A 20,253-nucleotide genomic window follows, 5' to 3' on the forward strand; every position below is an offset into this window, starting at 1 on the left:
GGCAACAGTCAAAGGTAACTAGCTCGTACAAGTACAGCGGCCCTCTCTTGGAGGGGCGCGTGTCAAAATCCCGTAGGTCCGGCAAGACATTTGAATTGCAAGTAAAAAGTTGTTTGAAAGCCTTTAGTGAGTGTGTTATACAAACTCGCCTGACATAGAACACTGTCGGATTTGCTGATGACGAGTTCTTGCAAGGCTTCTATTGTTTTATACCTAGCGTTATTGCCAGAGATTTTGGATAGGGACAAAGCTATAAAATGCTGTAGTTTCTGCCTTCAGCGGCAGGTGACACGACATTTATGAAATGTATTTTTGGTGTGGAACAGGATTCGTTAAAGGTGTACTTATTGATTCGGTGACTTCCGTTTTGCTTGTTCGACAAAGTAAATCAGTGTTGAAAGTGATAATACGAAAAGAATAAAAAATAGCAAGGCACAAATCCATGCAAGATCTGATTGCGTCGAATCGAACTGAGTAAAGAGGCTAGAGTGCTCGTCGCTGTAATAGCCAGCTCGAATTTGTATGGCAGCTGTGACAGCTAAACCAAATATGCTCGCAACATTCATTATTATCGCAACCACTTTCATAGATACCCCTTTTCACTGGTATCGGCCTGCGCCTACTAATGGCGATTAGGTTTTAGTGGGATTGGCTGGACGACAAAAGCAGTCTACACACTACCATCCCTAGTATAGGGCGAGTACATGTCAAGGAATGAATCCATATCATTGTCATCAAACTTCGCCCACCCTTTAACTATGCGTTATTAGTAATAACACCGTATGGTCAGGATTCATTTTCGTGAATTATTAGCGCCGTTTTATTTTTTCAGCGTTCGCGCTGTCAACATGTAAATTGTTTGCGATTTTTTGTATTCTAATCCAGCATCGCTTCGGCAGAGGAAAGTGCTCTTTTCTTATACCCACTAAAAAGACGAGGTCTTGCCTCGGAGTATGCACTCCCTTATCGGGACGTTCGCTGATGTGGCAGCTAGAACGTTCTCTTGGATCATCAGGGTTGTCCATTTCCCGGCTATGGCATCTTACTGATATCCTTACAGCCCTGAGTTCGTGTTCTCAATCTATCCAGATCACAACTCAACAGCAGGCATTAACGAACAGAGGGTACCGGTCATGATTACTCTCTTATCCGATAAAGTCTGCATATCAAACTGATAGGCTAGGCTGATATTGCAAGGTTTAGTCTTGAACGTGTATGCGCTTCAATTCAAGATGTGCTCTTGTCAATAAGGCCGGTAGTTGCTGTTGTTATCCCATTCAATTATCCGGGCGACACGCATTTCAGCCCCACATGCGAATAAATATGGTAAGCCGGCCGTTTTATTCAATCTTGTTATATCTTATATGTGTCGCTGAATTCGAGCATTCTTTTGATACCGCCATTGGTTCTCCAGGGGGGGGGGGGATAGAGACGCTATATAAGCGCATAGCGATGTACTCCTGCTGAACGCTAAAAATGTAAGAATATTAAGAAAAAACTGCATGTCACAGCTTACGAAGTTATAAACGCACACTTCTAGGAATCACATGTTTAATACCACCGGTCTGATCAGATAGCAAGGTTTCTGAGGTTAAAGGGCCTGGTTTGCTGTAGAGCGGATTAACGTTCTCGGATAGCCACGATTTAGCTTGCAATGCCATGATTTTGCAATGCCATGATTGATTGTGCGAATTGTTCTTCGCTCTTTTGCATAGACGAAGAGTACTCCTCATAAGTCGATGCTCCACCGGGAATTGGGAAACCAACTTTGTCGAGTACGACTTTCTGCTCCTCCTGTCTGAATTGCTTACTTTGCTCACCGTCATCGATCCCAGTGAGCAATTCAAGTCTATTTACATTTGGTTTGCAGTTATCATCCTTTTGTGGTTCTGGATACCAGTACTGTCCATATCGGGAATCAAACCGATACATGTATGCCAGTAGTTGAAGATAGTCTGCACCAGAAATATTGTCCACCGGTTTGTATTTCGCGTCAGCAACTACGATGGGAGCACTGCTTATTAAGAAATCAGGATATATAAGTCCGGTAACTCCTTTGACTTCAGAATTTCGGTCATGTTTTTCAGGCTTGCCGAACAAGTATTGTTTTCCGGTTTTCGACTTGTTGCGCGGATGAACGAAAGATAGGCCCTTACATTTGTTGCGCAAAAGAACGTTAAGATACTCCTCCCATAGCCATGAGCAGTCGAATAGAATGCCGTTGATGTGACCGTTCCTTACGGCACTTGCTGATATGGAGTCGTGGCACAAGATAGCCACGCATATTTTTTGTAGTAGCCTGTAACTTCGAAAGTACTCATTGACAACGGGATGCCGGATATTCCAGTCTATGATCTTGTTTCTTTCTGACTTGAGATATCGCCGAGTCCTCAGCCGGATAGTTCGTACATTGTCCCTGACGTTTTTGTTGCCATTAAGCAACTGCTGTCCAATTTTAAATCCTGAAACAATATATTCAATTGTGTGCCTGATTAATTCACTGACGGGGTTATCAAGATCAAGATCCCTGGTGGTATACGCCACACGCCCGATGAAAGGGATATCAATGCTGAGGTACCTCGCTACATCGACCGTACCCTTCAGCCGTGAGTCGTTATACTCTCGCCTCACATACATTTTGTATGCACCGACTTGAAGAGCTTTACTCAAGAAATATGGGAATAAAAGTATCAGCAGCTTTTTCCAGCGGTTGTTCTTAAGAGGTGGAAAGTTGAATCCCTTTGCTACATCTACATGTAGAACCTTCTCCAATAGATACGCGAAGAAATAGTCATTCTCTATGTGGACAGGTTCTTCATTCCGCTTGAAAAATCGTGTGGATATGCTAACTACATCATGGTCGTCCCCAAGCACTCCTATAAGGTTTTGCGTTCTTGTCTTGCCCTGATAAGTGCCAATAACGCGCTGGTTGAGACTTACATCAACATCCCCATCCTCGTCCTGTCCTACATAAATAATACCTTCTTCATCCAGTAATGTTTCTACTGTCTGATTCCGTAACGATTTACAGAGGTCGGTTGAAGTAAATAAGTCATCTTCAATAGGGCTGTTATCCGTGATGTACCAGAACTGCTGGCCTGCATCTGAAGCGCTTTTGACCACTTTTCTCATGCCTCACTGGAGTCTGAATCACTGCTAGCTGTGGGTGCGTCATCCTCCTGAGTGGATTCGTGTTTGGCACTGGAGGAATCGTTCCCTGTTGTGGTTTCCTTTTTATCTTTAGAAGCATCACTTGTTTCAAACTCTTTATGGATCTCTTTTAATTTTCTATCGGCATCATCCATACCCCTCAGATAATCAGTCAGCAATGGTTCGAGATGGTTCTTCCAAAGTTCCATAGGTGCCTTATCTTCTCTTGATTGTGCTATCTTGAGGAAGTATCCGACTCCTAACACATAATCTGTCCCTAAGAAGTCGCTTATTTTGCTATTTACAGCTGTCATCATGCTCTTTGCTTTATCCCCATTGGGCGTACCGTCAAGAGCTTTCGCCGATTCTTCTGCAGTTATTTCGACAAAAGTGAAGCGGCGTCTCATAGCAAAATCAAAGGAATCTACGCTGCGGTCTATGTCGTTCATAGTTCCGATGATGTATACATTCCCGGGAATATAAAACTTCTGGCCTGCATCCAATCCGCCACGTTTTTTATAAGCTGAAGAATGGAGGTTGGTATATTGAGTGTCAACACTCCCTTTTTTCCCTCGGTAATCGGGGTCGATGCTGAAGAACAGCTCTCCGAATATCTTCGACAGATCTCCTCTGTTGATTTCGTCAATGACAATCACATAATTCTGCTCTGGATTAGTTCTTGCTTCGTTGACGAACTTAGTAAACGTCCCAGGATACAGTTGAAAACCCACATTGCCTGATGCTGTTGTCTCAGGTCGAAGGCCTTCTACGAAATCCGTGTAGTCATAGCTAGGATGAAATTGGACAAATTCATATTGCGGACTTTCATTGAGTTGTTCGTTTAGTTGCTCATCGTTGTCATAGTCTAGGCATAGCAATTCAGCGGCTATTTTCCTGGCGACTGTAGTCTTTCCGGTTCCCGGGGCACCATGGAAAATAATGTTTCTGACTTCTAGTAGTTGTTTTGCTCGTTCACTGAGCCTGCTGTATTGTTCCGAGGTCATGTTGTGAGGCATTTTAGTTTTACCAGTCCTATAAGTTCTATATATCTTGTTTAGCTGGACAATTAAATCAAGCATTTGCTTGACCAGTCGGTTCGGTCTCTTTGCTGACAAATCAAGATCATCTACAGAGCAAGAAAGTGAGGGCAGTTCTTTCTGCCATGGTTCTGACCTGACCGGATGCCAGCCAGCGCGCAACCCTGTAATACTTTTACTTTTCTCTTTGAAAATCGGACGGATATTAAGGAAGGTTCCGTTTACATTTATATACGTGGAATTAGGTGTAGCAAAAGCCCCATTTTTAAAGAACCACAAGGTGAAATCCATGCCTGTTGAAAGGACATTAAAGCCATCGTCCAATTTCCAATGTTCCGCAAAACCTCTCTGCGTGCTGTTCGTATACTCGAGGCGTGAACCGTTTTTCTTTGCTTCTACATTTTCGTCATTGTGTTTAATGAAGAAATCCAGTAAACGAGCGAACTTTTCATAATCCTCTTCCGTTTGGCGGAACTCAAAAAGAAATTGTTTATATCGATCTATGCCTGCTTTCATATCATAATGATGTAAAGCACTGGAATTTTTCTTAAAATCTGAGTCAGCTAAGATTTGATCGTAAATAGGTTTGAATTCGTCGTAAGTAAGATAATCAAAAGCTGATTCTTTGACAGCAGTCGCAACTTGACTTCCAGCTTGGTCAAGGAGCCTAGTTTTCATATTCCTAAGCGTACTTTCGAGCGTATATGTATAGTTTCCTCTTGGTAAAGTACCCTTATCTATTAGATGTGTCCTATTCCAATTCTTGAATCTTTCTTCTTGAATGGTTGCAGGCGTTTCTTTGCTGCTCTTCCATTTGTCCGATTCCGTCGATATCAATGTGTTCCCCTCACTTTGGTGATACCTGTTCAAATCTACCGTAGTTGGTAATTTTACTGGATAACAAGCTATTACCGCCTAAACTTAGATTATACCCTCAGCACAACATAATTTTGAGTTGTCTGGTTGATTTATCAACCTCTTATTCCCCTGAGTTGTAAAAGGTTCGAATAAGAAGATCTGTAGTATTGAGGTTTATTGTGAAGTCTGATTTGGTTTATAACCAGTTCATTGCCTCAACGAATAAACGTTTCTTATAACTTTTTGAACGAATTAATTCTTCTAAGATTCTAATATTAATCTTGTTTTTGTAGCTTTGTATTTCTGGATGGTGAGTGTATTTTTTTTGGACCGATTACGGTGCCTATAAGTTATAGGCATTCCTGTGGGCCCCTAAGCCTTGCAGTCAGTGTTGCCAGACGAAGTTTCTTCTGATGTACGAGGGATGCAATCTGTGCTGGAATTCTCAACGAGTCCAGCGTTTTGAACCATTCTGCAAATCGTTACTCCTAAAAAAGGATTATCTCTGATTTTGCGTTCCAAGGCAAGGTCCACTGTGTTTCCCGACTGGAGCGCTCACTGTTTGATCCGTGTATGAAGCTGATTGTTGGAAATAGGGACAGGTCTCTCGCCTAAATTGTCCAGACGTTGGAAGTAAACCGCTATACCGTACCTGGTCTTTTGGCTCAAAAGGACTTCGTTTGTCATTAATGGCTTGTGAGTATCATTCTCTCAGCCTGTATATGTGCCTGGACCTTAAGCCGCCCTTGCTATCGTTTTTTGACTAGCTATAAGCTAGAGACAACTATTTAAAGCCAATCCTCTTACTCTGGCTGAGAAAGATAGATCCGGCCCACAGTTCCTTTGTTGATTCGAGTTTTACGAGAAAAAGTGAGGTTCAAGGCCGAAATATATCCTCGATGGTTGAATCGAAGACGTCGGCCAGGCGGAAGGCCAATGGGAGCGAGGGATCGAAATGGCCTTTTTCGATCGAAATTACTGTTTGACGACTTACTCCCAGCTTTTTTGATAGTTGCTCCTGAGACCAGCCACGCTCCTTTCGCATCTTTGCCAGGCGGTTATTCATGATGGGCGAACCTCACAAATGCATACGAAAGGGCAAGAATCAGGAGCATCGCTATCAGAACGCATACCAGCACGAGGGCCCACTGATCGGCTCCCATCAAACTGGCCAGCAGGCAACCGGCCGACACCAACCCGATGAAAATACGGTATGAAAGTTGCTCGGCCCTTCCGTACCAGTGGCTCTCTATTTTCTCTTCTGCATGCAGATTTGATCTAGGCAAGGTATCGGGATCTACCAAAATTACCCACCAAAGGCTCACGGATATGGGACAAAGTACTACGGCCGCTATTAGAGCCTTGATCATCCATGGCACGGACTGTGGCATGAAGTCAGCCAGAAGGATTCCCAGAACTATGCTGCTTGCTAGGCCTGGAATCAAAGCGGTTGTGAGCGCTGGCATCGAACGGGAGCCGAAACGAACAGTGCCAAACAATCTGGGTTGCACATCGACAGTTGCGTCATTGCTCTTCTTGCCCTTCATGGGCTTCTCCTTTGTGGAACTCAATTCAGAATCGGGCGACCTGTATGAGCATCAGAATAAAGTAAAGTAAACTTTACGTCAAGCCAATTTGACATCTTATTCTTTATGTGGTTTACCTAACGTCTTTACTGCGACATTGGAAGTGGGACTCGAGGTTATTTTCGGTCTTACGGTCGCTATGAAACCAGGCTGTTGGAAGAAAGCCATTCGCAGATGTCGGCGAAAGATCTTTCTGCCAAAACGAATCTTAGAAGCTTTTGTCCCTGTTATTGTGAAAACAGTAATGGGCTCACGCATCAACCGAAGAAGACTGATATGTTTGCTTTAATCAAGATCCGGCGCACGGAAGATCTTGTGGTCTCAGTAGGATGAGAAAATTTTTGTCCATACCGGTTACACAGGGTTTTGCCTGTTACTGATAGCAGCTATTTCCAAGGCCATAGGAAAATCCTGGAAGGACTTTGTAACAAGTCCTCATAAAATAATTAGTTTAATTTGCGGAACCATAACCTATTGTGCCATTGTGTTTATCCTACCTTTGCTGTGCAGATAGCTGACTGTAATTATTAGACCGAGTATTGCCAAACTTGCGGTTTTGTCATGGTAATGATACAGGTGATTATTGGTATGACAGCCTGCTCATCTTGTTGTTTGGTATGCCTCTGTTGCTTGTAATTCGTCTTGTATGTTTTCTCTGAACTTGAGTGCCCATTGAGGAGGACACCTGTCGGCTTTTGTATCAGCAGAGGAAGCCTGATTGCGTTTGAACCCAGTTGCCTTTGAGGCACGCTTGGGACAATCGACAAACCATATCGCTGTTTGTGGTTTCTGCAGGACTTGATCTAGGCGTACTAAACAGGCAAATCCAAGAATGCTTAACTGTGGGATGTATTGTTCATATTATCATTGCTTCATTATTCTTTATGTTATAGATGCAGCTTGAATGTACATGATCATGGTCTCTGCCTAAATACAATACAGAGATTGGTCTTGGTTCGATCCCTGCAACAAGCCAAGCAAGACTATGCTGATTGGTCTCGACAAACGATATTGACTGTTGCTATTTGGTGCAGCAATGTCAGCAAGCATTGAGAAATTCTCATGATTCTTTTTAAGGAGTCCAATCAGTTTATAAAGGCAAGTTCGAGGAATATCCCAAGAAGCCGTTGTTTACTATGAGTCATGAATACAACGAATATTCTCGAAAGAAACATCAGTAAACAATCCTATGTGCCCGACAGGCGCTCTTCTGGCAACAGGCAAATCCCACCAAGTGAAGATGATTCGCCTATCTACCATGGCGATCCAGCGCCGGTCGATGCCGATATTGTCATTCCCGTATACAACGAGGAGACCCAGTTGGCTGACTCCGTATCCACCTTATGCAGCTTTCTGGATCGTCACGCCAGAGATCTGACACCCTTTAGCTGGAATGTCGTGATTGCGGACAACGCCAGCACCGATGCCAGTTGGCAGATCGCCAAGTCCCTGTGTGACTGGTGTCCCAATCAGGTATGCGCCTTGCACCTCACCAGAAAGGGCCGCGGGTACGCCCTGAAACAGGCCTGGCTCAGCTCCAGGGCGGCAGTCGTCGCATATATGGACGTGGATCTATCCACCGACATCGGCTCTACGGGCAGCCTTATTCTCCCCCCTGCTCCAGGGCGGGGCTGACATCGCCTTCGGCTCGCGTCTTATGCCGCAATCTCAGGTCACCCGCTCCCCCAAACGTGAATTCATTTCGCGCACCTACAACCTTATGCTCCGCTCATATCTGGCCGTCTCCTTTCATGATGCCCAGTGCGGTTTCAAGGCCATAACTGCCCAAGCCGCACATGCTCTGCTGCCGCAAGTGAAAGATAACGAGTGGTTCTTCGATACCGAGCTGCTTGTGCGAGCCCAGCAGGCCGGGATGACCATGCTGGAGCTTCCTGTTCGCTGGGTGGAGGATGCCGGCTCGACGGTCGACATTCCAGACACGGTAAAGAAGGATCTGGAAGGCATGCACCGGGTCAGGGAGGGTATGGATGCCCGAGCGGTCGAGGGGCTTCGCGTCGACCTGGACTCCCCTGCTGTCCGGGATCAGATACGTCAGCATGAGCTGCGCGGATCTCTCTTGCCTGCAAAAGAGGAGGATTCGCATTCACCTATGCGGAATCCAGGCGAAGAGACTGCCGCTTGTTGAGCGGCTGGCAGCAAACGAAATCTCATACATAAAGAGCAAACTTCACCTATCATGAACGCTTCATTGGCTTCTAACAGCAGCTATGGCTTCTCCCCGCATTCACAGACTTTCAATCCGCCACGATCAACAAGCGTAGACACAGTCGCTGAGGAGCACACCTCCCGCGCGTATATTCTGCCCCGACGGACTTGTGAAGACTGGATGGCACTGGGAGCCATGCTGCTTGCGGCCTGTGCAATATTCTTCATCAACCTTACGGCCTCCGGATATGCCAACGAGTTTTATTCGGCTGCGGCCCAGGCAGGCTCGGTCAGCTGGAAGGCCTTTCTCTGGGGGTCCCTGGACTCGGGGAACGCCATCACCGTGGACAAGTCGCCGGCAGCCCTTTGGCTGATGGCGCTTTCCGTGCGCATCCTTGGTCTGAATTCCTTTGCCATCCTCCTGCCGGAAGCGCTGATAGGGGTTGCGACCACCTACCTGCTCTATGCCACCGTGCGTCGTTACTGGGGAAACTGGGCGGGCATCGTCACCGGTTTCATCTTCATGCTTACTCCGGTAGCCGCGCTCATGTTCCGCTTCAACAACCCCGATGCCTTGCTGGTGCTATTGATGACTGGCGCCACTCATGCGCTCCTCAGATTCCTGGAGTATGCCAACCATCCTTCTGGCAATCGAAAGCGGACCTGGTGGATGGTCCTGGCCGGTGCTCTGATCGGATTCGGCTTCCTTGCCAAGCAACTACAGGTGCTGCTCGTACTTCCTGGTTTTGCCCTGCCTTTTCTTCTGGCCTCGCCGACAGGCATGGTTCGTCGCATCCTGGATTCACTCGCTGCCATTGGTTCCATAATCGTCACCGCTGGCTGGTGGGTGCTGCTGACGGTCATCGTGCCAGCCAGCGACAGACCTTATATGGGGGGATCCCAGCGAAACTCCTTCCTTGAGCTCACTTTTGGCTACAACGGTTTTGGACGCTTGACCGGCAGCGAAGAAGGATCCGTCATACCCGGCCACGGCCATGAGGGAGGCGGCATGCCGGCTGGCGGCGGTCGTGGTGGTGGCATGTGGGGCCAGACTGGTCTCAATCGTCTGTTCAGCGGCGAGTTCGGTACGCAGATTTCCTGGCTGGCTCCTTTGGCTTTCGCGGGCATTGTCATCAGCTTGCTGGTTATCGGCAGAGCTGCCCGTACTGATGTGCGCAGGGCCAGCGTCATTGCTTTCGGAGGTTGGTTGATCGTTACCTGGCTCGTTTTCAGCTTTATGGCCGGCATTTTCCACCAGTATTACACTGTGGCACTGGCTCCAGCCCTGGCTGCCTTGGTGGCTATCGGCGCATTCAGTCTGTGGATCGCCCGGGACAAGCTCTGGGCCAGGATCGTTACGCCGATTCTTATCGTTTTCACGGCCTTCTGGGATTTCAGCCTGGCAGGTCGGTCCCAGTGGCTTCCCTGGCTGAAGTGGGCCATTCTCATAATCGGTCTCATGGGCGCTCTCGGCTTTGCTCTGGCTGGGCTGTTGCGAATACGACGACTCGCTCTTGCTGCCCTCATTCTCTCGGTCATAGGGCTTATGGCTGGCCCTGCTGCATGGACGCTGTACACCGTATCCCAAGGACACATGGGATCGATCGTCCTGGCTGGACCTAGCCTGAGTTCTGAGAGCATGGGTGGCGGCCCCGGTGGCATGCACGGGGGTGCTCCTGGTGGCGGTCGGCCTGGCGGTGGCCAGCATGGCGGTGGTGAGGCAGGCGGCATGGCACCTGGCAATATGCAGCAAGGCATACCTGGTGGTGACGGCGGGCCCATGGGCTCATATCAAATGGGCCAAGACCCAATGAATCAGCAGGGTCAGTCGAGCAAGCAGGGCCAGATGCCTGGCGGCAGTTCGAATAGTCAACAGGCTCCTAGCATGGGTTCTCAAGGACCAGGTCCCATGGGCAAGGATTTCTCGGGGTCACAAGGGGAATCCAGCACTTCGGGTGTGCCTTCCGTGCCATCACAGCGCAGGGGCAAATCTGGATTCCATGATGGACCAGAAGGAGGAAGGATGAAGGGAGGAAGTCTGCTTGGTGGAGGCCGGTCCAGTTCCAAGGTCGTCGTCATGCTGGAAAAGTCATCCGACTCCTATCGCTGGGCCGCGGCCACAACAGGATCCCAGCAGGCGGCGGGCTATCAGCTGGCTTCTCAAAAGCCGGTCATGGCCATTGGCGGGTTCAATGGTTCCGACCCCTACCCCAGCTTGGAACAGTTCAAGCAGTACGTGAAGGATAAGCAGATTCATTACTACATAGCTGGTGAGATGGGTGGCCATCAGATGGGAGGTTCCGGCACTGCCACGCAAATCTCACAGTGGGTGGCCAAGCACTATACCGCAACCACGGTTGACGGCGTCACTGTGTATGATCTGAGCCAGCAGCAGGCCAGCTGAGCGCAAAGAGGGCCGAACTATCCAAAAGCCACTCCCTCCGTTTGCGGTTACAGGATAAAGACGAGACGAGCTACTGACTTCTAATCTGTCGGTTGCGAGTAGTTTCCTCGTTTGCGCGTTGAAAAAGTGCAAAGCAGTTAAGAGCTAAGCAGTGAGTGGATTGGAACTATCCCAGCCCGCTCATTTCTTATTGATCAATACAGGATGGTATTTGTGTCCGATTAGAGCAAGACTAGTTATTGCAGACCAAGGCACTTCAGGTCAAACTCAATAGCGTTATTGATTTCATTACGCTGGTCTGCGTTGCATTGGTTTGCATTGCACGGTAGTAGATAATACTTACAAATGGAAGGATTTCTAAGTGTGTTCCCCGCATCCGCGGGGATGATCCTCCCGGTCGAAGGTCTCGGGGCCGTCCCAGGTAGTGTTCCCCGCATCCGCGGGGATGATCCGTGATAGCTCTTCTTTCGGGGCTTGGCTGGCTTGTGTTCCCCGCATCCGCGGGGATGATCCCTCATCGCCTGGCTCCAAAAAACCATGGTCGTGGTGTTCCCCGCATCCGCGGGGATGATCCCTTTCAAATATGGTAGGAATGAACTGCTGTACAAGTGTTCCCCGCATCCGCGGGGATGATCCGCCTTCTGGAATGATCGTCTTCCGAAGGTGTAGTACATATCCAATATATGGACAGATATTGCCAAAGTGACAATTCTCTATCATAATTCTCTTATGCACAAATCGTGCATTTTGTTGCGACGGCAAAGGAACCGCCATGACACATATATCTTTGAAACAAAAGCTATTTTCTGACGCGAATGGCTGGGTTCGTGTTGGCGATGCAGTTGCTGGATGCCTTTTCTGATGTCCAATAAACCAATAGATATTGCTGTCAGCTTTTTCGGACTAGCGTTAGTCCTTGCCCATATTATATCGTTTGTTACTGATTCACAGTTCTGGGCTTTATGCACTTATCCAGTGGCTTGGGTGGCGATGATTATCTTTATGGCAATAGAACGCCGAGGGAAACACGATAAAGACTAGCGTCATTTGAAGATGCTGAAATATGTGAGTTGGGCGAACTGCCACATGTTTTATAGTTCGCCCTGTTCGCTTTTCCTTATGTGCTCTAATTCGTGGCCAAAGCACTCCATATACAGTTCCTCTGGATATCCTAAACCGCTGTGCGATCTCGTTGACAGTGACGCTTTTGGACGCGTAGAGCTGTCGGACCATGGCCTCATCGCTCTTGCTGAGTTTGTGGCGCCGGCCACCAACCCTACCTCTCGACCGGGCAGCCTTCAGACCAGCATTTGTCCGTTCACGTATCAGGTCTCTCTCGAACTGAGCCATGGCCGCAAACACATTGAACACCAAGACGCCGCCAGGTGTTGTGGTGTCCATCTGCTCTGTCAGCGACTTGAAGCCGACCCCCATGTCCTGCAGTCGGTTCATGACATCAACCTGGACACTGCGCCCCAGACGGTCAAGCTTCCACACCACCAGCACATCACCCTCCCGAAGGACCTCAACCATCCGATCGAGCTCCGGCCTGCTGGCCTTCGCACCTGAAGCGTGATCCACATACCATCGCTCACACCCTGCAGATTTCAAAGCATCGACCTGCAGGTCCTCATTCTGGTCCAATGTGCTGACCCGGGCATATCCAATCAGCATGAGCACGACCCTCCCCCGCACGAGTTCTCTGTGGCCTCTATCCGCAAGTGTTTCAAAACTCATCCTTCATCAATTAAATATTACATTGATTTTTAGACGAGTTTTGAAACACTTAAACAGATGAAACACCTCTCTGGAACCTGCACCTCACTAATTGTGCCAAAAACGAACCATTCTCAAACGATCATCGGCTAATAAGATTCTGACTACCTCTGTCACATGAATAGGAGGACAAATACTTACAAACAGCCGATTACAGCATTGCGATACCGATTAGTTGGCCTGGCTTCATAGCTGTAAAGTTTATAGTTATACAAACAGACAATGGGGTGCCGATCAGGGAGTGAAATGTCCGAAAATCCGGGCGGGACAAAGCCCAAACGCAATTGGAGGCGGGTCCTTCTTGCCCTGGCAATAGTACTTGTTCTTGTCATGGCAATCATTCTGCCTGGGGCTTCCATTTTGGTCTATGAGGACACCTTCGGAAAACGGTATAACACTCCTGGATGGATGCGTTATGCGCTCGCAGACTTTCCCGGCTTGCGCATGAAGCGGTGCGTCTTCCGGTCCAAGGACGGTAAGGAACTGGCGGGATATCAGTATTCAAGAAATAATCCGAACCAGCGAGAGGACAAGGCTGAGGGCCTGGTGGTCATTGCTCATGGTTTCGGCGGCGGCGGACAGAATACCTACATGGATGTTGCTAACTATTTCACCTCCCAGGGCTTCCTGGTCTTCGCCTATGACGCGACCGGCAATGATGAAAGCGCCGGCAAGTCCGTCAGGGGCCTTCCTCAAGGGGTCGAGGATCTTGACCAAGCTCTTCGTTTCGTGGAGGGTGAGCAATCATATAAGGGCCTTCCTCTTTTCCTGTTCGGGCAGAGCTGGGGAGGCTATGCGGTCGGCGCTGTTCTCAACCTTCACTCAGAGGTCAAGGCTGCAGTCATGGTTTCTGGATTCAATCGTTCGATCGATATGATGCGTCAGCCCGGCAGAAAAATCGCTGGCCCTGCCGTCTCGCTTATCCTGCCCTGCCTGGGCTTATATGAGCATGTAAAGTTCGGGAAGTTTGCGGGCTATACCGCTTTGGATGGCTTGAAGAAATCCAAGGCGGGAATTTTCATCACTCAGAGCCGTGACGATCAGGTGGTACCGGTCAGATATAGTTATGACCTCTTCCATGAGACATTTCAGTCCAACCCACGATTCCGTTTTCGTGAATACCAGGATCGCGGGCACGCCTATGTCTACTATTCCCAGGACTCAGTACAATACCGCAAGCAATTCGACCAGGAATACAAGGAACACATGAGACGACTGGGTCAAAAGCCTTCTAACGAAAGCTATAACGCATATTCGGCCAAGCATTTCGACAAGTCGAGGGGCTTCGAGCTGGATGTGCCGTTGATGAACCAAATGGCGGACTTCTATCGCCAATATATGGATTAAGCCGTAAAGATACAGCCGGATGCAGCCCTCTTCCATCTACGGATAAGCCCGCTTGCATTCAGTGCTATTCAGTGGTTTGCAATGTTGGCCTGATACCAAAGGACGGCGATGTTGATCCGGTCCCTGACTTTGAGTTTTGCCAGTATGCGGCTGACGGTCTTTTTGACCGAGTCAGGCTGCAGCTGGAGGCGCTCGGCAATCTCCGCATTCGTCAGGCCTTGGCTGACCAGCGAAGCGACCTCAAGCTCGCGTTTGCCCAGCTGGGCGAATTTAAGGCGAGCCTCAGATTCATCATTGGCTTTTGGCCTTGGAACTCCTTTCCTGATTACTTCGGCCGTGATGCGCGGCGTAAGAATGGCATCGCCTGCATGCACCGCATGGATGGCTCTATTCAGATCGGCTGTCTTGACATCCTTGAGCAAGAAGCCGGAGGCGCCTGCCCCTAAGGCTGTGAAGGCATAGTCGTCCTCGTCGTAGGTGGTCAGAATAAGAATGCTCATTTCAGGGTGGAGCTTTTTGATACGGCTGGTGGCATCCAGCCCGTCCATGACCGGCATTCGCACATCCATCAGAATCACATCGGGCAGGGGTTGCTGATTTCCGGCGGCTGTTGCCAGTTTTCCCAAAGCTTCTTGGCCGTTGGCCGCCTGTGCTACGACATGCAAGGTTGGATCCTTGGCGACCATGAGTGCCAGTCCCATGCGGGTCGGGCGCTGGTCGTCGACGATCATGACAAGGATCATGCACTTTCCTCCTTACCCGTGTTGTCAGCTGCCGTTGCAGCTAGTGGGGGTATGCGAGCCTGCAAGGTCCAACCGTCAGGACCAGGACCCGAATGGAAGCTGCCGCCATGAGCTCGCACTTCGGCTCTTAACCTGGCAAGGCCTGTACCGTTGTCACCGCCATCGTTAGCATCATTGTTCAAGAGCTGGCCATCATCACGAACGGTAATGTTTGTGCCGCCCTGGCTGTCGTGATCCCAGGAAACCACAATACGATCGACTCCTTGTCCGTGGCGGAGAGCGTTGGTGATCGCCTCCCTGGTCACAGTGAAAGCAAGATTGGCCTGCCTGGGATCTTGTGGTCGACGGCCTGTCTCTGTCAGGGCAGTGCTGATGCCGGCATGACGGACGTGGTCGAGGATTGGTTTGATGTCATTCCAGCCATGCCCCTCCCCTACGGACTGCGCTGGGTCGTTTTCAGGTCCTGCTTTTGATTGCAGGGTTTTTACAGCTGTTCGGGTATCGTCCAATCCCTGTCGTGCCAGGTCGTTGATCATCGAGATGGCCTCATCAATTTCCGGCTTACCGCTGGCATGATCCATCCCCTCGGATAGGGCGATGATGGCGGTCAAGTCGTGACCCAGACTGTCGTGCAAATCGGCGGCGACCTTGGACTGATACATGGCTTGGTCCCGCTCGCGGGCCAGGGTCTGGGCATGCAAGCGCTCCTCCTCCAGCGCCTGCTCCGACATGCGTGACTGCCTTGCTGAGCGTGAGAAAAAGGCGGCTGTCAGACACAGGGCGAATGCCAGACCAGTCGGATATAGAAGGTCAGTGAAGTGGACATCATGATGCCAGTTGGCAGAGAGTGCAATGCTGAGCAGACCCAGAATGGTGGAACTACACAGTCCAGCTGCCAATGATGCCATGCTTTTGGCTTCTACAGCGCAGGCGTAGAGGTTGACGAGCCAGGGAATGATCAGGTAGGTGCATCCCGAGCCATAGATTGCGGCAGTCAGGGCAAGCAGGCCACTGAAAACCAGTAGGGTCGCCATAGGATATAGGCGGCGCAGGCATAGGGTGACAAGTGCGACAAAAATAATGACCACGAACAGGGGCAAGCCCCAGCTGTCAGACTTCAAAACCTGGTAAAGGGTTCGATTGGCACTGCCCGGGGCGAGAATCAGCCTGGTCAGCATCATCGTCTCGTAGATGGCGCAGAGAAAGACTGCCACGAAAGCCGTATATGGCCGGGTCCACAACTGAATCCAGCCTTGAGTTTTCTTGCCTGCTCTCATCGGTGAGCCTCTTCCTGATAACTGCCGGTATTCCATTATGCTGTCAGACACTGAGATATGCGACCTTACGAGTGCTGCATCCTCTCTCCATTGACTCTGCATCAAAATTAGACTGCTCTGCGGGCCTCGTGCCGGAATATAAGGAGGCTGATCAGCACCCAGAGGATTGCCGTCATGCACAAAGCCGCCATAGAGGCCGTAGACGCGATATTGCCCATGTCACGGGCTGCGGATGCAGTGGTGATCAGGGCCAGCGGATAAGGCAGTGCCAAGGCAGGTGCGGCAACCGACAGCACACAGCCTGCAAGGGTGAGCAGAAACATGATGCTCATGGTTGAGGCAAAGGATTCGGCTCTGGCAGCTATGGCTTGGGTCAGAGTCATAATGGCCCACACTGCCAACGTCATCGGTACGCCACGCATAAGATAGGGACCGAGTTCCGCTGGGTCGAAGCCTCCTACCAGAACACCCACGAGTATGAATTCGGATTCGAAGATGGCGACGGTAAGGAGGGATGCCAGCAGTCCGTGCAGCATTTTCCCGACTATGGCGGTCCCGACCATGCCGGAGGCATTAAGGCGCTGCCAGTTGCGTCCCTTGTGCTCGTTGGCTTCAACCTGGGCTGCAAAGGCTGCAACCAGGACTGGTATGAAGACCATACTTGGCAGAAGGATCGCCTGCCCCCAGACCGCAGCCCAGGTCACTCCTTGAGCCTGGAAGTCCGGTCTGTAGCTCTGGTACTGGTCCCAACCGTTGAATATTCCTATGGCGTCGAAGAGCACTGTGGCCAGCCAGTACCAAGTATTGCCGGCCTTGCGGATCTCCCATCTGAAGGCGGCAGTGATCGATGGCCTAGGGCGATTCATCGGGCTAATGGTTATGGTGTTTGTCGAGTACTGTCTGTTCATCGGTCTGACTCCTTGACCTTGACGATGAATGCTGATATTCCGGACCAGATAATGCAGGCCAGAAGGCTGGTCAGGACCTTTGGCCAGGGATTGGCGGCCAAAGTCATTCTGGCAAAACCATCAGAGCTGGCTGAAAACAGGAACGGGCTGGTCGCGGAACTGATCCCGGCTGGGAAGAACCAGCCCAGACCCGGCATACTCATCGGGCCCAGCCCAGTCCCGATCAGACCGGCTATCACACCCAGACCCAGGCCTATGGCCTGCCTTTCGATAGTCAGGGAGAGGGCGAGTTGTATAGCCGTAACAGCCATGGATGAAAAGCAGGCAATCAGAGCCGGAAGGAGTATGTATTCGGCCAGACTGCCCTCGAGATGAAACCCTTGTGCTGAAGCCGTCAACGGTATCCAAGTCAGAGGAATTACGAAGCAAAGTGTAAGCGCGCACCCCGCAACTACGAGCTTGGCAAGAAACATCCCTATCGGGCTCTGGCCCAAGGAGAGCCATTTGAGATCCATGCGCTCGCTGCTCTCCATGACGGCAAGCCGGCTGGTCAGCAGGGCCGCGAGGATAGGTGCCAGCAGGCCTACGGTCTGGAAGATCTCACCTTGTGCAAGGGCTACGGTACGAGTGGTGGGGTTCGAAGATTCAGCTCGTTTCATGAATGCCAAGCCTGACCATGACGAAACCAGGGCAATCATGCCCAAGGCCATCCACCAGAATGAGGAGCCTTTCAACTTACGAAGCTCCATGGAAAGCAGAACAGGTAGCCCTCCTGGATGGGATGGGCGTGGCGGTTTTCCCAATCGAAATTCTTCGGACCGCATGGAGATTGATTCGACAGAGCTCATCGTGCGCTCCTCTGTTTATGACCGAACGGCTTCACAGGACCCTGCGCTACATGGTTCTGCGGGTTTTCCACGAGTTCGAGGAAGGCCTCTTCCAAGCTCTTGCGTTCGGAAGCGACACGGTATACCTGCAGACCATGCGATACCATCCGAGTCACCAGCGTCCCGATTTGCGGATCTGGTATCTCGGGAATGCGCAGGGTTGCGCTCTTCCGGATATATTCGTGGTGAATGCCTTGAGCTTCGAGCAGCTCTGACACGAGCCCAGGGTCGGACACCCGTAGATCGATATGGCCCTCATCGCGAAGATTTTCCAAAGTCCCCTGGTAGAGCAGATGACCATCGGCAATGATGCCAACCACCGGAGCCATCTTTTCAATCTCCGACAGGATATGGCTGCTGATGATGACAGTGACCCCCTCCGAGGCGGCCAAGTCCATAATCATTCGTCGCACCTCGACCACTGCCTCGGCATCCAAGCCATTGGTGGGCTCATCCAGGAGCAGGAGCTCCGGATGCGAGATCAGCGCCATGGCGATGCCCAGCCGCTGCTTCATCCCCAGAGAGTAGGCGCCCGCCTTCCTCTTCTCGTATCCCCGCAATCCAACCTTGGTGAGCACTTCTGAGGCAGCCGAAACTGGTAGACCCAGATAATCGGCTACCATGCGGCAGTTATCGAGACCTGATAGGCCTGGATAGAAGCTGGGTCCTTCAATCATGGAGCCCACACGGCCCGCCTGGATCCTGCTCTTCTTTCCGACCTGCTGTCCAAGCATCCATATGCTTCCAGCAGTCGGTTTTGTCAATCCCAGGAGGAGTTTCATGGTGGTCGATTTTCCGGCTCCGTTTGGTCCCAGCAGTCCGTAGACCACGCCTGCCGGCACCCGTAGATTCAGTCCATCCACGGCTTTGAATCCGCCATAGGCCTTGACCAACCCCTGTGTGGACACAGCCAGTTGCGGGTCGTTGTTTCCGTCCGTATATGCCATTGCGCCTCCCCTTCCAATCGGAATTCAACTGATTCCTATGCAAGTTCGACGGGCGCAATCCTTCAACGCGGGAAAAGAAACTGTCCCCTGCAGGGGACACGTCGCTGCTGACGAGGCTAATTTGCATCCATGGGAAAGACGCCTCGCTGGATTTAGTCATCTTCATGATAAGGGATTACTTTGCAAACAAGCAGTAACAAAAGCGACCTCCTCAAGAACCTGTTATTGGGTATTGGGACGCTAAAGGCCGGTGTGTGCATGCACTCCCTTTACCCCATCTTCAGGAAACAATTGATTTGACCTTGACATGATGGCAGGGTTTAGGGTCAAGGCATGACACGTGAGAGCGAATTCAGTGGCGAAGGCAGCAAGAGCGGCTTGAGCATCGGTCAGATGTCTGAACTTACAGGGGTCAGTAGGAGAATGCTGCGCCACTGGGAAGAGGAAGGACTAATCTATCCCATTCGTGGACTGTCGAATTACCGGCAATATATGCAGGATGACGTCGCACGGCTGGAGCGAATTGTGACCTACAGGGAGATGGGCTTCAATGCCAGACAAATCAAGGCATTGCTCGATTGCAAAACACCGCTTGCTTTGGACGAGTTGCGGGGTCAGCGCTCGCAAATTGATGAGAAAATCCAGCTGCTTAGGAAAGCTGCGGATCGTTTGGACCGGCTTATAGCCCTTGCCCAGGGGAATTCAGGCAATGATTCAGCTCCTACGAAGATCGATCAGGAGGACCAGTACTTTTCGGAAGCATACGAACGCTGGGGTGCTAGCAGGCAGTGGCTTGAGTATGCGGAGCGAAAAGCTTCCCGCTCCGAACAAGAACAGAAAAAGGACATGACCCGGCTTAAAGACGTGGAAAGTGAGCTTGCACAAGCCAAACGCAAAGGTCTGGCTCCCACCTCGGACGAGGTTCTCGAACTGATTGACGAACATCGGCAGGCTTTGTCATGGTTCCACGTAACGCCGTCCATGCATGTCATTCTGGGGCGAATGTATGTGGCCGACCCGCGTTTCAGGCGCCATTACGAACAACTGGAACCTGGATTGGCGAAATGGATGCTGGTTGCAATCGAAACTGCAGCGCGTGCAAACGGGATAGATCTGGCAACCGTCAAATGGGAGTGATGCAGTCAGTATCTTCCGTCTACGTATCAC

15 protein-coding genes and 1 CRISPR repeat array are annotated in these 20,253 nt (G+C 50.4%); of the genes, 5 read left to right on the forward strand and 10 right to left on the reverse strand.

The window, feature by feature from the left end:
* Positions 1–1,644: 1,644 nt before the first annotated feature.
* The 4 genes from JF70_RS03745 to JF70_RS03760 all read right to left on the reverse strand — a co-directional run bounded on the left by JF70_RS03745 (position 1,645) and on the right by JF70_RS03760 (position 6,592).
* On the reverse strand, positions 1,645–3,132 hold the full coding sequence (locus tag JF70_RS03745; RefSeq protein WP_082069376.1) for a 5-methylcytosine restriction system specificity protein McrC: 1,488 nt from the start codon (positions 3,130–3,132) through the stop codon (positions 1,645–1,647).
* Complete coding sequence (locus JF70_RS08495) at positions 3,129–4,865, reverse strand: McrB family protein (RefSeq protein WP_052690724.1); 1,737 nt, start codon at positions 4,863–4,865, stop codon at positions 3,129–3,131. Before JF70_RS08495 ends, JF70_RS03745 begins: the two co-directional genes overlap by 4 nt.
* A gap of 1,057 nt (positions 4,866–5,922) precedes the next feature.
* Positions 5,923–6,111, reverse strand: coding sequence for a helix-turn-helix transcriptional regulator (locus tag JF70_RS08705; RefSeq protein WP_045935340.1), 189 nt, complete (start codon positions 6,109–6,111; stop codon positions 5,923–5,925).
* On the reverse strand, positions 6,104–6,592 hold the full coding sequence (locus JF70_RS03760) for a hypothetical protein (protein ID WP_045935341.1): 489 nt from the start codon (positions 6,590–6,592) through the stop codon (positions 6,104–6,106). Before JF70_RS03760 ends, JF70_RS08705 begins: the two co-directional genes overlap by 8 nt.
* Positions 6,593–7,774: 1,182 nt before the next feature.
* Between JF70_RS03760 and JF70_RS08500 the strand changes: the two genes are divergently transcribed.
* From JF70_RS08500 to JF70_RS03770, 3 genes are all read left to right on the forward strand, one after another.
* The gene (locus JF70_RS08500) at positions 7,775–8,266 is read left to right on the forward strand and encodes a glycosyltransferase (protein ID WP_052690725.1); all 492 of its coding nucleotides are present in this window, start codon (positions 7,775–7,777) and stop codon (positions 8,264–8,266) included.
* Positions 8,267–8,288: 22 nt separating this feature from the next.
* Positions 8,289–8,777, forward strand: coding sequence for a glycosyltransferase family protein (locus JF70_RS08505; protein WP_052690726.1), 489 nt, complete (start codon positions 8,289–8,291; stop codon positions 8,775–8,777).
* 201 nt (positions 8,778–8,978) lie between these two features.
* Complete coding sequence (locus JF70_RS03770; RefSeq protein ID WP_052690727.1) at positions 8,979–11,201, forward strand: ArnT family glycosyltransferase; 2,223 nt, start codon at positions 8,979–8,981, stop codon at positions 11,199–11,201.
* A 363-nt stretch (positions 11,202–11,564) separates the two neighbouring features.
* Positions 11,565–11,837: direct repeats of the CRISPR family, unit length 28 nt; unit sequence GTGTTCCCCGCATCCGCGGGGATGATCC.
* Between the two features lie 324 nt (positions 11,838–12,161).
* Here the strand turns inward: JF70_RS03770 and JF70_RS03775 are convergent.
* The gene (locus JF70_RS03775; protein ID WP_420804933.1) at positions 12,162–12,938 is read right to left on the reverse strand and encodes a recombinase family protein; all 777 of its coding nucleotides are present in this window, start codon (positions 12,936–12,938) and stop codon (positions 12,162–12,164) included.
* Positions 12,939–13,307: 369 nt separating this feature from the next.
* Here JF70_RS03775 and JF70_RS03780 point away from each other — a divergent pair, with 369 nt between their 5' ends.
* Entirely contained in the window at positions 13,308–14,324 is a 1,017-nt protein-coding gene (locus JF70_RS03780) for an alpha/beta hydrolase family protein (protein ID WP_197069096.1), read from the forward strand.
* A 68-nt stretch (positions 14,325–14,392) separates the two neighbouring features.
* On the opposite strand, the gene JF70_RS03785 is transcribed toward JF70_RS03780, so the two are convergent.
* Genes JF70_RS03785 through JF70_RS03805 form a run of 5 tightly spaced genes read right to left on the reverse strand, consistent with a single transcriptional unit; the run spans position 14,393 to position 19,086 of the window.
* The gene (locus JF70_RS03785; protein ID WP_045935343.1) at positions 14,393–15,067 is read right to left on the reverse strand and encodes a response regulator transcription factor; all 675 of its coding nucleotides are present in this window, start codon (positions 15,065–15,067) and stop codon (positions 14,393–14,395) included.
* Positions 15,064–16,395, reverse strand: a complete 1,332-nt coding sequence (locus tag JF70_RS03790) for a sensor histidine kinase (protein WP_197069097.1) — start codon at positions 16,393–16,395, stop codon at positions 15,064–15,066. Before JF70_RS03790 ends, JF70_RS03785 begins: the two co-directional genes overlap by 4 nt.
* 56 nt (positions 16,396–16,451) lie before the next feature.
* A complete protein-coding gene (locus JF70_RS03795) occupies positions 16,452–17,210 on the reverse strand; it encodes an ABC transporter permease (protein ID WP_231578828.1) in 759 nt (252 codons plus the stop codon).
* 38 nt (positions 17,211–17,248) lie between these two features.
* Positions 17,249–18,100 carry an ABC transporter permease gene (locus JF70_RS03800; RefSeq protein WP_045935345.1) on the reverse strand — a complete coding sequence of 284 codons (852 nt, stop codon included), beginning with the start codon at positions 18,098–18,100 and terminating at the stop codon, positions 17,249–17,251.
* The gene (locus tag JF70_RS03805; RefSeq protein ID WP_045935346.1) at positions 18,097–19,086 is read right to left on the reverse strand and encodes an ABC transporter ATP-binding protein; all 990 of its coding nucleotides are present in this window, start codon (positions 19,084–19,086) and stop codon (positions 18,097–18,099) included. The genes JF70_RS03800 and JF70_RS03805 overlap by 4 nt, the downstream gene beginning before the upstream one ends.
* A 333-nt stretch (positions 19,087–19,419) precedes the next feature.
* On the opposite strand from JF70_RS03805, the gene JF70_RS03810 reads away from it, so the two are divergent.
* Positions 19,420–20,223, forward strand: coding sequence for a MerR family transcriptional regulator (locus JF70_RS03810; protein ID WP_045935347.1), 804 nt, complete (start codon positions 19,420–19,422; stop codon positions 20,221–20,223).
* Positions 20,224–20,253: the final 30 nt, after the last annotated feature.

The sequence above is a fragment of the Bifidobacterium mellis genome (assembly GCF_000967265.1).
GTDB classification, from domain to species: Bacteria; Actinomycetota; Actinomycetes; order Actinomycetales; family Bifidobacteriaceae; genus Bombiscardovia; species Bombiscardovia mellis.